Annotated in this window: 14 protein-coding genes; 6 read left to right on the forward strand and 8 right to left on the reverse strand. The window is 53.9% G+C overall.

The window, feature by feature from the left end; genetic code table 11:
- Window positions 1–41: 41 nt before the first annotated feature.
- From PsW64_RS03610 to PsW64_RS03620, 3 genes are all read right to left on the reverse strand, one after another.
- The gene (locus tag PsW64_RS03610; RefSeq protein WP_063302716.1) at window positions 42–1,799 is read right to left on the reverse strand and encodes a TRAP transporter permease; all 1,758 of its coding nucleotides are present in this window, start codon (window positions 1,797–1,799) and stop codon (window positions 42–44) included.
- A gap of 71 nt (window positions 1,800–1,870) precedes the next feature.
- Complete coding sequence (locus PsW64_RS03615) at window positions 1,871–2,824, reverse strand: TAXI family TRAP transporter solute-binding subunit (protein WP_063302717.1); 954 nt, start codon at window positions 2,822–2,824, stop codon at window positions 1,871–1,873.
- Between the two features lie 218 nt (window positions 2,825–3,042).
- The gene (locus PsW64_RS03620) at window positions 3,043–3,741 is read right to left on the reverse strand and encodes a helix-turn-helix transcriptional regulator (RefSeq protein ID WP_057461520.1); all 699 of its coding nucleotides are present in this window, start codon (window positions 3,739–3,741) and stop codon (window positions 3,043–3,045) included.
- 113 nt (window positions 3,742–3,854) lie between these two features.
- Here PsW64_RS03620 and PsW64_RS03625 point away from each other — a divergent pair, with 113 nt between their 5' ends.
- On the forward strand, window positions 3,855–4,223 hold the full coding sequence (locus PsW64_RS03625) for a VOC family protein (RefSeq protein WP_063302718.1): 369 nt from the start codon (window positions 3,855–3,857) through the stop codon (window positions 4,221–4,223).
- Window positions 4,224–4,397: 174 nt separating this feature from the next.
- On the forward strand, window positions 4,398–5,882 hold the full coding sequence (locus PsW64_RS03630; protein WP_063302719.1) for a metallophosphoesterase family protein: 1,485 nt from the start codon (window positions 4,398–4,400) through the stop codon (window positions 5,880–5,882).
- A 64-nt stretch (window positions 5,883–5,946) separates the two neighbouring features.
- On the opposite strand, the gene PsW64_RS03635 is transcribed toward PsW64_RS03630, so the two are convergent.
- The 4 genes from PsW64_RS03635 to PsW64_RS03650 all read right to left on the reverse strand — a co-directional run bounded on the left by PsW64_RS03635 (window position 5,947) and on the right by PsW64_RS03650 (window position 9,582).
- Complete coding sequence (locus tag PsW64_RS03635; protein WP_208980548.1) at window positions 5,947–7,212, reverse strand: amidase family protein; 1,266 nt, start codon at window positions 7,210–7,212, stop codon at window positions 5,947–5,949.
- Between the two features lie 221 nt (window positions 7,213–7,433).
- Complete coding sequence (locus PsW64_RS03640; protein ID WP_063302720.1) at window positions 7,434–7,745, reverse strand: hypothetical protein; 312 nt, start codon at window positions 7,743–7,745, stop codon at window positions 7,434–7,436.
- 245 nt (window positions 7,746–7,990) lie between these two features.
- Window positions 7,991–9,205: an HlyD family secretion protein gene (locus PsW64_RS03645; protein WP_057463644.1), complete on the reverse strand. Its 1,215-nt coding sequence runs from the start codon at window positions 9,203–9,205 to the stop codon at window positions 7,991–7,993.
- Window positions 9,202–9,582 (reverse strand): hypothetical protein, encoded by a 381-nt coding sequence (locus PsW64_RS03650; RefSeq protein WP_152986716.1) that lies wholly within the window; start codon window positions 9,580–9,582, stop codon window positions 9,202–9,204. The genes PsW64_RS03645 and PsW64_RS03650 overlap by 4 nt, the downstream gene beginning before the upstream one ends.
- Window positions 9,583–9,775: 193 nt before the next feature.
- Here PsW64_RS03650 and PsW64_RS03655 point away from each other — a divergent pair, with 193 nt between their 5' ends.
- Window positions 9,776–10,783 (forward strand): helix-turn-helix domain-containing protein, encoded by a 1,008-nt coding sequence (locus PsW64_RS03655; protein WP_208980549.1) that lies wholly within the window; start codon window positions 9,776–9,778, stop codon window positions 10,781–10,783.
- A gap of 27 nt (window positions 10,784–10,810) precedes the next feature.
- Here PsW64_RS03655 and PsW64_RS03660 read toward each other — a convergent pair whose 3' ends face one another.
- Window positions 10,811–11,704, reverse strand: a complete 894-nt coding sequence (locus PsW64_RS03660) for a LysR family transcriptional regulator (protein WP_063302721.1) — start codon at window positions 11,702–11,704, stop codon at window positions 10,811–10,813.
- A gap of 138 nt (window positions 11,705–11,842) precedes the next feature.
- On the opposite strand from PsW64_RS03660, the gene PsW64_RS03665 reads away from it, so the two are divergent.
- The 3 genes from PsW64_RS03665 to PsW64_RS03675 all read left to right on the forward strand — a co-directional run bounded on the left by PsW64_RS03665 (window position 11,843) and on the right by PsW64_RS03675 (window position 14,818).
- Window positions 11,843–12,598 (forward strand): hydrolase, encoded by a 756-nt coding sequence (locus PsW64_RS03665; RefSeq protein ID WP_063302722.1) that lies wholly within the window; start codon window positions 11,843–11,845, stop codon window positions 12,596–12,598.
- A gap of 69 nt (window positions 12,599–12,667) precedes the next feature.
- Entirely contained in the window at window positions 12,668–13,303 is a 636-nt protein-coding gene (locus PsW64_RS03670) for a glutathione S-transferase family protein (protein WP_063302723.1), read from the forward strand.
- Window positions 13,304–13,414: 111 nt separating this feature from the next.
- Entirely contained in the window at window positions 13,415–14,818 is a 1,404-nt protein-coding gene (locus tag PsW64_RS03675; RefSeq protein WP_063302724.1) for an MATE family efflux transporter, read from the forward strand.
- Window positions 14,819–14,828: the final 10 nt, after the last annotated feature.

Here is a 14,828-nt window from a genome sequence, read left to right on the forward strand (position 1 = left end):
AGGCGCTGTTCACCCAGAGCAGCGCCTGTTTTTTTATGCACTCAGATGAAGAGCAAAACGCCACCACCTGCGATCAGGCCACCGCGGATAAGTGGTGAGAACGGTGCGATAACACCATAGGAAATTGCAGAGAGCGCAAGGCCCACCTTCACCGTTGCCAGCATTGACCAGACTGGCGAACTCACAAGCGTGATCAGCGTCGGATTTGCTATCATTCCCAACGGGATAAGGTATAGCCCAATCCCCAGCGCCATAGCGAACAACGCGACCTTCAACCAGTTCTCATTGACCATGCCCGCAGCGATAAACACCGCTCCGCACACAGGGGGAGTAATGGTGGAGAGCAGCGCAAACCAGAACACGAACAGGTGTGCCTGAAGCGGCTCCAGCCCGATATCAATGAGCGCAGGACCAGCAACAGAAACGCAGATGACATAGGCCGCAGTTGTTGGCACTTCCATGCCTAACACCATGCAAGCCAATGCTGTCAACAGCAGCGCTGGCCACAACATGCCGCCGGAGCCTGAGAGGATAAGTGAGGTAATCTTCACCCCAAGGCCAGTCACCCCCAAGGTACCGATGATGATGGACGCACAGAGGATAATTGACGCGATCATCGCCACTTGCTTGCCGGAGTTCATCAGCGCCTGCTCGAAGCGCCCACCGATTTTCCGCAGGTCTACCTTGAAGTTCTTGTCGATCAGCAGCAGCACAACCGCAGCCATAATCGCCAGACAGGCGGCATACTGAGGGGTATAACCCAGCACGAACATAGCCCAGAGCAGCACCGTGAACGGCACGAGGAAAAACAGCGAGGTGATGATAACCGAGCGGGTATCCGGCTGGTCTTCCGCCGCCAATCCCTTCAGCTCATAGCGCCGGGCAAAGGCATTGATACCCATCCAGACCGCGAAGAAGTACAGAAATGCGGGCAAAATCGCAGCTGCCATGATGCCGGTGTAGGGCACGCCAGTCAGTTCCACCATGACAAAAGCGCCCGCTCCCATCAGTGGTGGCATGATTTGTCCCCCTGAGGAGGCGACAGCTTCCACGGCGGCGGCAAGTGCACGCGGGTAACCCAGTTTGGTCATGGCCGGCAGCGTAATCGCGCCGGTAGACGCCACGTTTGCAGAAGCCGAACCGGAGATGGAGCCGAACAAAGCCGATGAAATCACTGAGACTTTCGCCGTTCCGCCTTTCAGTTTGCCAGCTGCGGCAGCGGCCACATTCATGAAACCAGCGCCTGCTTCTCCGGCATTCAAAAACGCGCCGAAGATCACGAAGATTGCGACAACACCAACAGATACTCCCGTCAGCTTGCCCCATAATCCCCCTTCAGCAATGGTCATGGTGCCGAGAAAACTTTCCAGCGGAACACCTGCATAGCCGAACTCACCGGGGATATGTTGCCCAAACATGCCATAGGCCAGCGCGATCAAAGCCACCAGCGGCAGCGGCCAGCCAATGGCTCGACGCGCCATTTCCAGCACCGTGATCAGCAACCCAAACGCAAGATAAAGCTGAAATTCATCAATAAGATAGCCGTATTGATCCGACAGGTCCGAGTGGTTCCATGCAATCCAACCAGCCGCAAAAACACCAAAGGCTGTGAGCACATAACCCGTCACCTTTTCAAGGGGATTACGTGCCATCAGGATGAGCGCCCAAGGCAAGGCCAGCGCCATGTGCAAAGGACGGCTGACCAGATTGGGAACCAGACCGGAAAAGATCAGACCCAGATGAACCAGCACGGTGGCCAGACCGAGCACCAGCCAGACGGAACGGTGAATTCTATTCAACGAAATAACCCAGAATGAGTAAGGCCCGAAGAATATACTCCGGGCCTGAATTTTTGATAAGATGAATGCGCTTAGCGCTGCGCGTCGGTGATTGTGTACCCGACTTCATCATAAAACTTCAGTGCACCCGGATGGATTTTGCCGCTGATGTTGCCGAGCAGATCCTTGTCCACGCCGTTCCACCATGCTGCGCCCTTGCCCATTTTTTCCTTCTGGTCCCAGAAGCTTTTGGTCAGCGCATACGCGGTTGCATCATCCATCTGCGTTGTTGTGTAAGCCACAACTGGCAGAGAAGTTGTTGTGATGTCAGCGTCTTGACCAGCGTAAGTGCCAGCCGGGATCACCAGTTTGGTGCGCTTGGTCTGAGCGATCTGGTCATCAGAAAGAGACAGAACATCAACACCTGTCCCAGCAGCAGCCTCAATCACGTTTGGCGCCGGGTAGGAACCTGCGGTCACGAAACCATCAATCTGGCCGTTCTTCAGCGCAGGCACAGCGTTGGAAAGTTCTACATCTGCCAGCTCTACTTCACCTTCAAGGCCAAATAGTTTCAGGTACTTAGCACCTTCACGCGCACCAAAGGAGCCTTTGCCGATGAGGATTTTCTTACCCTTCATGTCCGCAAAGCTCTCAATACCGCTGTCTTCACCAACAACAAAGTGCATGGTCAAAGACGGGATCGGGAACAGTGCACGGATTTCACCAAACTTGGGATTTGCCCGTTTTTCGAACATCGCCTTGCCGCCCTTGGCAAGCTTCACCAGTACCGGCGGCGTGGTGAAAACGTAGTTGCCCGAACGCACCGCAGCTTCCATTACGTTTTGAACAGAACCCTGACTTTCTTCAACGGTAACAATGATATCCCCGTTTGAGGCTTCCTTCATTGCTTCCGCAATCTGTACTGCCATCTGGTAATAAGAGGATGAGGTTTTCGCTGATTTATAAGTGACGCGGGTTTCCGCCTGAGCGCTAAACGAAAACGCGACAAGAGCTGCAGCAGCCACGCATGAGTGTAATAGTTTCATGGATCATCCTCTGGAACGACAAATACTTAAAATTGCTGAGAGATTTTATCGAGTATGTGAGGTGTTTCAAGTAGGGGGATCAGCTTACCGCTGATCTGAGGCGGAAATTTTCTCATGAATGCATGACAGAACGAACAGCTTGCGCGATTTTGCGTTTTTTACGTGAAATCTGCGTTACTTGCGTTTTGGGTGCGTTCATATGAGTGTTGGTGGTGCAATCATATCAGAAGGCCGTTTTTGTCTAAAGTCTCCTGAAACTCTTCCTTCGGCAACAGCCGGAAATGGTCCCCCGTCATGTCCGCCGTCAGAATTCGATCGCACCGAAATGTGCGCGGCGCATTGCGCAGATGATCAAATGCGATCACGTACCAAACCGGATAATTTAACATGAGGTAATGCGGTTCGATCCGCCGTTCAGAGGATGCACCATCCTCTCGCTTATATCCGATCGTGAGCGTCACCTGATCGATGAAGGCCTGATGCAGTGCCTGCACGACATCTTTGGGAGGCGCATTGATCGTCCGCTGCACATAGGTGGAGGCTGTCGACCCGATCAGGATGCGGGATTTCAGGCGGTTTACCTTATGCCGCTTTTCCGGCGAGAACGACGCTACCAGTTGCCGTCTGACCGAACCGAGGCTTGCCAGAAACATGGGCGAATCCATTTGTTCAGAAACTGCGATGCTGATCAGCAGATCGACCGCTTCCGGATACGCCAGATTCATGCGCCCGACGCCCCAGTTGCGATCAAGGCGGACACCTCCACCGCGACCACGATCCGCATCAATGGGCAAGCCCTGCTCGCGCATCAGCTGAAGGTCCCGAGTGATCGTGCGTTCGCTGACATCATGCTGAAGGGCCAGGTCTTTGACTGTGCAAAGCTCTTCCTGCTTCAGCTGAACAGCCAGCAATTCCATCCGTCTTAATCTGCCATTTGAATTTGTGCGCGCCATAAAAAAAATAGGACATTAAATGTCCTATTTGTCAATACAACCGAGGTGACCCGAGTTCAACACATGGAGATCACACGATGAAAATTGGCTATTTCACTGTCGGAACGAACAACAGAGAAGCCTCTGCCAAGTTCTATGACTCACTCTTCGAGCAAGGCGGACCGAAGCAAGTTGCGGCCAATGAAAGGCTGACCTACTGGCAAAATGAGAATTTCGCCTTTGCGACGGCTCTGCCCATTGATGGAAAGCCCGCAACACATGGAAATGGTGCAATGGTTGGCTTTGGCGTCGACACTGTCGATGAGGTCAAGAGGCTCCACAAACTGGCCATCGACCTGGGTGGCACCAATGAGGGTGATCCTAACCAACGAGGCCCGTTCATTTCAGCCTATGTGAGAGATCTCGACCACAACAAACTCATCTTCTTCACAGAGGCAACGAGCTGAGCACCCAACCCACACCTCAGACTGTCTTCATCCCCCAGAAGTGCAGATGAGCTGTGAGAATGCAGGTATTGCAACCTCGATACATAGGTCGCCTAATGCCTGCGGGAATGATGCTCATGTGCAGCGGTTTCGACGTGGGATCGCTGCACCTATCAGCTTCAGTTGGGGGACAATATGAACACGCCAAATGCCGACCTGCAAAACAAGATCAGCCAGATCAGAGAGCAACTGCAACATCTGAAAACGACGGATACAAAGCCGAAAGCCGTCGCAGGGCCCAGCCTGAACCAAGCCTTGCAAGCCAGCGAGCGCATGCTGTTTGGCGAGCTCAACCAAAAAGGCCTTTTGAAATCCGCCCCACCACAAACAGATCTTGAGGGAGGCAATGTCGAGTTCGGTCTGGCCCTCTATTGGATCTTTAACCCACCCGAAGAACACGCGGATGTCCTTGCCGTTGTTAAAGAATTTCTGGAGTGGGAAGCGGGTGGACCGTTGCAGGCGCCCCTGCGGGGTGACTACAGCACCATCACGCAGCAAATCGAGCTGGGCACCTATGTCACGTCCGACGGTTCGATTTTGGGCTTCGGTAAATATGAGATGGGTGATGTCGGATGGACCACCTGCCTCGCTTATGTTGCTTACTACAAGCTCTTTCCGAGTAAAAAAGCCCCCTTCAACACCACACCAGCGGGCATCATCGACCTGGCGGCGGGGACTTCTAAAAACGAAATCAGCATTGCAATTCTTGGAGATTGGGGCACCGGTGATTACACCAGCGATGGCGGCCCAGCCAAAGCCGTGATGGACGCGATCAGCAAATGCGCTGCGCTTGATAACCCCGACTACATCATCCATGTGGGAGACGTTTACTACGCTGGCACAGAAGCCAGTCAAGAGAGCGACAACCTCGTGAAGATGTGGCCGGAGGATCGCTTTTCGGATGGAAAAATGGCCGGAACATCCTTCACGCTCAATTCCAACCACGAAATGTATGACGGCGCGAACGGTTATTTTAATGTTGCTCTGGATTCTGCAAACACACCTTTCAACAAGCAGCAGAAAGCCAGCTTTTTTGCGCTGAAGTTTGGTGACTGGATGATGCTGGGCCTCGACAGCGCTTACTACTCGTCCGCCTCAACACTCTTCATGGACGGCACTCTGGGCGGTAGCAAATCAAGCGTGCAAAGAGACTGGATACAGCAGGTCGTCGGGGATAAAAACGGTAGGGATGTTATTCTCCTGACCCATCATAATCCAATCAGTTTCGACGGCCTGAAAAGAGAGCCACTATGGGATGAGGCTGTTGCAGATCTGGGCGGCACCCCAGACTATTGGTACTGGGGTCATGTGCATTTAGGTGTCGCCTACGGTGACCAACTGCCCACCGCGAAAGGCACTGATGGGCGTTTTGCGAAAGTAAGATGTTCTGGCAATGCTGCGATCCCGAATGGAGCTCCCTCTGGTTTGGAGGACAAACCGCACATCGACTATTATTCGCATACTCCCTTGAAAAATAAGGAGCCTCGGGTTCGCAACGGGTTCGCCCTGATTACGCTGAGCATTGATGGGCAGATAAAAGAGAGCTTCTACGAAGTCTCCGATGGCTCGGAAGAGCCCGTAGAAGTCTGGAAGTCATCACACCAGAAAACAACGGTATAGAGTTGGTCTCCATGCTCAGGTGAGAAAGCAGCCTGCCTGAGCATGGAGGTTCATAGATTGAGCGCTATCGCAGCACATGCTCCACGGCTCGTCCTGCTGCCAACACCTGCTCATCATGGACCGCAGCCCCGCAGATGGAAATGCTGTGCGATGGCTTGCCGGGGTCAACCGGCAAGGTGAGCGATGGCATGTTCAGGAAGGCGGTGATCATGGTCAGCCGCAAAGCCTGCGCGTTGGCTTTCTGGAACGCCTCAATGCTTTCCTCTACCTCTGAGATAAGAGGCGGCACATCCGGTACCGTCGGCATCAGGACCAGGTCCTCTTTCAGCTGCGCTTCCACCTCTGACTGAAGCACCGCCCGCTGACGTCTGAGATAGGCCAGTTTCTTCGGCGTCATGGGCAGAGCATGTTCCAGACGGGCTTTGATCTGCGGGTCGATCTGATCTTTGCTCAGGTCCACAAACTGCGAGATCTGCTCCCGCGCTTCCACGCTGACCAGCGTTCCATGCTCAGAAAACAGCAGATGCGCCTTCAAAATTGGCCGCAAATCGCGGCGGACGATATGGATGCCAGCGGCAACAAGCGTATCGATGCAATGCTCAAACATCTCCATAATCTCAGCGGAGATGCCCAGCCCTTCCAGATCCGGCACCACAAGACGGAAGGCCCGTTCCTCTACATCCTTGTTTTCAGGCAAGGTTTTACCACTCATCACCGCATCAAGCGCGCAGATACCGTCAACCGTTCGCGCCATCGGCCCCAGCACATCAAGGCTCGCTCCAAGCGGCACAACGCCTTCCATGGGATAGCGCTCCATGGTCGCCCGATACCCGCAAATGCCCTGAAAGGCAGCAGGAACCCGCGTAGAACCGGAGGTGTCACTGCCAATCGCCAGATCACAAATGCCGTTGGAAATTGCTGCTGCACTGCCAGAGGACGAGCCGCCCGGAATAAGCGCAGCATCCAACCCGTTGGGCGCATTGCCATAATGGGGGTTGAGCCCGATACCAGAAAACGCAAACTCGGTCATGTTGGCAGGCCCGATGGGAATGCCCCCAGCCTCAATCACCTGCTGCACCACCGCTGCATTTTCAGCCTCAATCTCGGTGGCATAAACAGCAGATCCAGCCGTCGTTGCCCGCCCTTTCAGCGCAATATTCCCTTTGATCGCAACAAGCTGCCCATCAATTGCACTCAGAGATTGCCCTGCCACTCGCCGCGCATCCGCCGCCGCAACCAACTCCTCAACCTGCTCCCGATTGAGCCCAATAAAGATGCCCCGGAGTTCCTCACCCCCAAGCCTCTCCCAAAGCCCCGCAAGATCACCCATATCCACCATCCCAGAGCTCCATAAACCCAATCACTCCAACCATACTAAAACCAGCAATTCCAAGGTGTCAAAGCAGGAATGTGGGAGAACCGATCACATATGACAAACACTGGCCCCAGCTCCTCAAACAGAAAAAAGGCCTCTCGCGATGAGAGGCCTTTTGTGGTTGGTCACCCATGATGCCAGGACGGTGGGACATCTGGGAGGGACGGTAGTCTCCCTTATGGATTTACAACCACATAAACTGTTGCACCGTTTTCGACGATGGCTTGATAATAGACGCCACCGCAGTTGTAGTAAGCGCTGTAAGGTGTGCAGCCTGCGATGTCTTGGCGACGGTTGACACGGCGGGATGTGCGACGGGCGGTCCGGCGAGCTGCATTGCGCTCTGCTGTCTGGGCATTTGCCTCACCGATTTTGAAGGAGATTGGTGAGATGGATTTGGTGCCAGGCTGCGAAGGTCTTGGGTTATAATCCACTGTGTAACCAACGGAGAGGGCAACTGCTGCGATTGTCAGGGCTTTGATAGACATTTTTCTTCTTCTTTTAATGGTGGTCGTAAGGTTTTGCTTCGGCTTTCAGGGTTCTCGCCGCTGGTCCTTACTGCTCTGACCACTGGGTTGCTTTGAAGAGAACGAGGTGCTCAGATTGCCAGTTAGGCTGCTCTCTTCGGTGGTACTCCCGAGCGGAACCAGTCCGGATCCTTGAGTTCTTGATCGGTTTACTTTCCGTCTTCGGGAGAAAACTGTTTTCTTTGGGTTTTCTAATCTGATCGCTCTTAGTGAGCGGATCCTGCAAGGCCAATTCCGATTGCAAGGCCAAGCCATGCTTTCACTCGAAGGCCTACTGCTTTGATGACGCCGAGGGCTGAGATTACGTGGGCCGTTACACCGCCTGACATGTCGCCTTTCAGGTCTGTTGTATAGGTCTGCACAACACATCCACTGCCTGGGACCAGATACTTCTGGTGTTCCGGGTAGACCAGATCGAGGTGAGCGACGACCTGACCACGTTTGGCGCGTTCTCCAGGTTCCATCAACTTGCCGGATGGTGCCATCTGGCCGGAGGAGATTGACTTTTGAATGCGAGAGATCCGTGCTGGTAGAACCGTGTGGAACATCGCAATGTTAAAGTTACTTTCACAGGCGATCTCAGCTGCCATGCCTTCGTAAAGTTCAGTGCGGGAAACCTGAGAGAAACCAGCAACCACACGAGAACCTTCCTTTTGGGTTCGGTCCGGGATGATCACCATGGCCGGAGCCATTGCTGCCTGTGCTGCTCGGGCTCCAACATGCAGGGTCACTTGCTCAACAACACCATCAACCAGACTGTAAACCCGTGTCTTTTTCAGTTCTATTTCAGCCTGCTCAAGTGTGGACTGGGCACTTGCCAGTTGTGATGGAAGAGTAGAGTGCGCTTGCACTTTTGCAGCTTCCAGTTTTGCTTTCGCTGCTTTCACATCTGCCACACTGGTGTCTCGCTGCGAAATCGCACGTTCCAATCGGGCTCGCTGGAAGGCTGCAGAGTTTTTCATCTTAAGCTCTTCGTGGTCCGCCAACGTCATCTCAGCCTGATTCAGACCTGTTTTGGCTGCATCCAGCGCTGCATCTGCAGTTTCCACTTCCAGATGTGCGGTTTTGATAGCGCTTTTGATTTCGTCAATCTTGCGGTTTGCATGATCAACTTTGGCCTTTTCCATTGCACTTTCTGTGCTGAACAGCGGGTCGCCAACTTTGACACGGTCGCCACCAGTGACGAAGACTTCTGTGACTGTTCCACCGTTTTCGGCAACAACCGGAACGGTCTTAAAAGGAACGATGCCTGTAAACGACTTCGGGTAGTAATAGAACACCGCAAAGAAGACGGCGAGAGCCATAAACACCCATAAAACCAAGGCATAATGCACGTTGTAGAGAGTAATCGGCATGCCCTTCCAGCGCAGGTACCATACCCGCAGCACGAAAGGAAAAGAGGTGACAAGAAGCTCAATCATTTGTTTGCCTCCTGCATTTTAGGAGTCCACCACAGCATAAAATCGCGAGCGATCGCTGTAAGGATCAGGGAGGCCGGAAGCAAGATGCTGAAATGAGACAGGGCCGGCATAACTTCATAGGCAAGGGCTACAGTCAGCATCACTGGCACTGTTGTGCGAAGCGGTGTTCCCTTTGCCTTGTGTTCCGCATAGCGGTCAAAGCGGGAATAAAGATGCACAATCAAAAGAAAGGCCAGAAAGAAAACAACAATACTGACAATGGAGTAACTGTCAGATTCTCCTGGTGGAACCCACCAGCGTGGTTCACCACCTGCCGCTGAGGCTTCGGTGGTTAATGCGCCAACTACCATGACGCTTGAAAGGATGATCGACTTCACGGTGAATGTCCTTTGCTTTGATTAGAAAGCTACCGTCCTAGGCAGCACCGTTTGTTGATGTTCGTAAATTAACGTATGAGCAAAGGACGTTCTTTAGAGTTCTGGCCATCGATTTTTGATTTCTGGACATTTGAGAGGCTAATCGACGCAAAAGAATGTTGAGGCGCCCCTCTCAGACAGAGTGGAAGTCAGCATGACACGCATAAGCGCCTACCGATTGCGCCATGCAGCGCAAGTATATGGGCGGGAGCCAAACGCGGCTCTCGGCTTTGACAAGATCCTGGAGGCTGTCGGTGTTTCAGTGGAAGAGCTGAGCAACGCAACAGCAAGAATAGATCTGCAACGAGAAGCCGCCGCGCTGGAAACAGCCTGCGAGGCTTTGGAGGACCCAACCTTCGCGGCTCGTGCTGGCCTCGCATCACCGGGAGCGAAGACACTACTGGCGTATTTGGCTCAGGCCAGTGACAACATCGGACAAGTGTTTCGCTTCGCGCAAAAATACTACGCATTGGAAGACCCGGATCTTCGCTTTGATCTGGATGGCAGTGAAGCTGAGCCCACCATTTGCCTGAGCAGTGACATTCTCAGCGCGCATCAATTCCCAAGACATCGCGAGTTCCTGGTGTTTGGCTTGCTCAAGCGCACAGAGCAAATTGCAGGTGATGGCTTTGGAAAGATGTCCGTCATGTTGGAATGTGAGGACACAGAGCACTGCGCGCGTCTTTCTGAGTTGGCAGACTGCGAGGTTACAGGCGTTCAATCAATCAACGGCGTGAGGTTGCCCACTGGTGGGTTCGAGTTTCAGATCGCGACTTCCGACACAGCTTTGCGAGAGCATTTGCTCAAACATGGAGAGGAACGACTGAGCCAGCTGCCGCAAAACCGAACCGGCCTGTCTGCCAAAGTCATCAAACTGGTGCGCTCCCGCTTACCCGGCAGCCTGCCGAGCGGCGATGAGGTTGCCAAAGAACTCTGCATGACCCGCCGGACCCTGACGCGTAAACTCTCCGAGGAAGGAACAAACTTTAAGTCTCTGGTGGAGTCTGCCCGTTGCGATCTGGCAAAACGCTTGCTGGTGGGAACAGACAGCATCGCACAGGTCGCCTTCCTGCTCGACTTCGCCGACCAAGCCGCCTTCTCCGTCGCCTTCAAGCGCTGGACCGGCGCCACCCCCGCAGTATTCCGCAAGGCGAAGACGTAGAGAACATGAGCCTTTGCAAAACCTCCCCTACTTCGCCAGCAGGTCGGAGGTGCTTAGGAGGTCCATGAAGGTGCGGACGTTGAGGGAGAGTTGTTTGCTGCTGGGGTAGATGGCGTAAAGGCCTTGTGTTGGGGTGGTGTAGCCTCTCAGGATGTGTGTCAACGCTCCAGTTTGCAGAGCCTCCTCGGCTGCTCTTTCCGGAAGTAGGGCGACGCCAATTCCCAAAGCGGCAGCGCTGGATGCCATGGAGATGCTTTGGGCAGCCAACCTTGGTTTATGCCGTGCAAAAAACTCTGTGCCTTTGCTGTTCACCATGCGCCATGTGGTCTGCCCCAATGTGGCTCCGTGAACAATGGAAGGAAACTCTGCCAGATCCTCCAGTTTTTTCGGCTCTCCTAAAACCTCCAGAAGCTTTGGACTGGCACAGAGAATGCGGTGGGTGGAGGAAAGCTTGCGGGCTATCAACGATGAATCCTGCAACTCGCCGAAGCGCAGCGCCAGATCAATCCGCTCCTCGATCAGGTCTACATATTCATCGCTCAGCAACAACTCCACTCTGGTTTTGGGATAGCGGGCAAGATACGTCGCCACCACATCACCAAAGGCTCCCTCCCCAAATGCAGCCGGGGCCGCGATGCGCAAGATGCCTGAGGGCGTTGCCGTGCTCTCATCCACCAGCTGGGTTGCTGCGGAAAGCTCATCCACGCCGCGCTTGCACCGCTCATAAAAGGATCGCCCGATGTCCGTAAGGGTGACTTTGCGCGTTGTCCGGTGAAACAAGCGCACACCGAGACTTTCCTCAAGAATACTGATCTTGCGACTAATGCTGCCTTTGGGGATGCCAATGACCTCTGCCCCGCCGGAAAATGTACCCGCATCCGCGACAGCTACAAAGGCTGCGATTGCATTCAGATCAGCCATATCTGCCTCATCACATTAACTCATATAGGAAACAGTAAAACGCATTTAGTGCAGATTGTGCAACAATAAATTCCCGCCTAATTTTCCCCTACAGCAAGTTCATCACACAAGAACAACTCAAACCACGAGGAACACCAGATGTTCTCAGCATTGAAGCCAGTGATCGCAGCGGTAGGGATCGCGCTCTTTTCAACCAGTTTGCCTGCCCTTGCCGACGCACCGAAGATTAAGACCGTCAACGGTGTCGCGTCTTACCCGGAAGGGTATCAGGGCACTCCGGTTCGGGCAGCGGATGAAGATCCATTTCTGTCCCCCTCAAACTCTGCACTCATCCTCATCGACTACCAGCCACCAATCCTGGCAGGGGTTAAGAACATTGATCATGATACGCTGATCAACAACACAACCGGCCTCATCAAAACCGCCGTCATCTACGATATCCCGATCATCTTCAGCCACGTTGCCGTGGGGTTGAACGGGTATGACCCGATGATTGAAGAGCTGCAGAAGCTTGCTCCAAATGCCGTTTTCATTGACCGCACAAGCGTTAACGCCTGGGAAGAGCCAGAGTTTGTTGAAGCGGTGAAAGCAACCGGACGCAAGAAGCTCATCATGGGCGGTCTCTGGACGGATGTCTGCCTCGCCTATCCTGCAATTGAAGCGGAAGCAGCTGGCTATGATGTGTATGTGCCAGAAGACGCCGTCGGTTCCATCACCCAGCTCAGCCACGAAAACGGCATGCGACGCATGATTGAAGCCGGCGTTGAGCCAATCACCTGGAACGTTGTTCCTGCTGAGCTGCAGCGCGACCATGCCCGCACCGACAAGCTGCAAGCTGTCACCCGCGTCTTCATGGAGCACCTGTTCAAGGTGGATCCTGACCAGACCTGGTGACCGGCAGTATTGGGGAGCAGAAGCTCCCCTTCCAACCCAATCAAACCCATAGTTAAAGCGAGAGATCCTATGAAACTCTATTCAGCCCCTGGCACTTGCGCCACCGCCATGCACATCGCTCTTGAATGGATCGGCAAGCCTTATGAAGTCGAGCACGTCGATTTCCCGACCATGAAGTCAGAAGAGTATCTCAAACTAAACCCGTCTGGTGTTGTGCCAACACTGGTGGATGGTGACCTTACTCTACCAGAAGGCATGGCAATCCTCCTGCATCTGGTGGATCAGAACCCGCAAGCGAACATTGGACCAGCCGCAGGCACTGCAGACAGAGTGCATCTGCACCGTTGGCTTGCCTACCTTTCCGGCACGCTGCACCCGTATTTCTGGCCAGTGTTCATGCCAATGCGCTTTACCACAGATGCAAATGGCTATGACGACGTGAAAGCCGCTGCAAAGCAGCTGGTCGACAAAGCTCTGACGCAGATTGACCAGCATCTTGAAGGCCGGGACTGGATGGTTGGCGAGACAAAATCCGTTGCAGATGCCTTCCTCTACGCCATGGCAAGCTGGGCCTATGGGTTTGAAAAGCCAACATCTGAATACAAGAACATCGACGCTCTGGTGCGCAAACTGGCCGCTGATCCCGCTGTTCAACAAGTTCACGCAGCACAAGGGACATCCCCAAAAGTCCCTGTTGCTGCCTGATGGCCCCCCAATAACGACATATGGGCCGAAGCACCCCGGGTGGTGACAGTTTCTCCGCCCGGGGGCGTCTGACCCGACCTTGCATGCCATCCCAAGCCACTGAGAGAACCCATGAACACGCAGTCCAACCCCATGATGGAAGTACCCGTCAACACAATGCTTTTGCGCATGGCAGCCCCCATCAGCATTGGCATGCTTTCCACCTTCCTGTTCCAGATCGTCGACAGCTATTTTGTCGGCAAGCTGGGGTCCAATGAACTGGCGGCTCTGGCGTTCTCTTCCAGTGCCTTCTTTCTGTTTGCCGCAGTGTTCATGGGGTTTTCAGTTGGCGTTTCCGCGGTCATCGCCAGGGCGGTGGGTTCCGGTGAACGCCAGAAGGCCAAAATGCTGACCATGGTGTCTCTGGCACTCGTGGTCCTTGTCGCCGTCTCTCTCAGCTTGGCCGGGCGCGCGTTTATTGGCCCGACATTTTCCGCGCTTGGTGCTTCAAAGGACATCCTTCCTTTGCTCGATGCTTACATGGGCACGCTCTATCTGGGCCTCCCACTGCTGATGCTTGGCATTGTTGGCAGCGGCGCAGCGCGGGCTGTTGGCATCACCAAGCAAACGGAAGTGGTTTTTGGCATTGCCGGTGTGATCAATCTGGTCTTTGACTACCTGCTCATCTTTGGTATTGGCCCGTTTCCTGAGCTGGGTCTGGCAGGGGCGGCCTGGGCTACCGTGCTGTCCTTTGGCTTTATTTTTCTGGGTGTGATGTTCATCCTCACCCGGCAAAACCTGATTGGCTTGAGCAAACTTGACGGCGCGCTGTCTGGCCTTGCGGAAATTCTGAAGTTCTCCCTTTCAACAATCTCCATGCAGATGCTTGTGCCAACCACCGGCATTTTCACAACCTTTCTGCTGGCTGATTATGGGTCGCAGGCTGTTGCCGCCTTTGGGATTGTTGGGCGAATTGAATCCCTCGCCCTGATCGGCATCTTCGCCGTTTCCATGGCCGTTACACCGTTTATTGCGCAGAACTTTGGGGCGAAGGAACATGAACGTATCGACCAGGCGATCATCTTTGCAGGCAAAGCCTCGTTTTATCTCGGCATCCTTCTGTTCGCCGTCCTCGCTCTGCTTGGCCCTTCCATCGCGACCATTTTCTCTGATGATCCAGCAGTCATCAATTTCGTGAGCATCTACTTCAAGATCGTCGCAGTCTCCTACGCATTTCAAGGTCTTGTCGCAGTCACCGTCGCCATCTTCAACGGCCTGCAGATGCCGCGCATTGCACTAAAGATTATGCTGGTGCGCACCTTCGTGCTGGTCTTCCCGTTGCTCTTCATAGGTTCAAAGCTCGGGCTCTGGTGGATCCTCGCAGGTCTTGCAGTCGGCAACATCCTCGCCTCCATCTACGCCGCCCACCTGATACGTCAGTTCGAGCAAAAATGGAGCCGCCCCACCGCAAAGGCAAAACCCTGGTTAGAGCTTGGGCAGGATCTGAGGAAGTTAATTTCAGCTGCCAGGAGTTAGGATCAAAAAA

This window comes from Pseudovibrio sp. W64, from assembly GCF_001623145.1.
GTDB lineage: Bacteria > Pseudomonadota > Alphaproteobacteria > Rhizobiales > Stappiaceae > Pseudovibrio.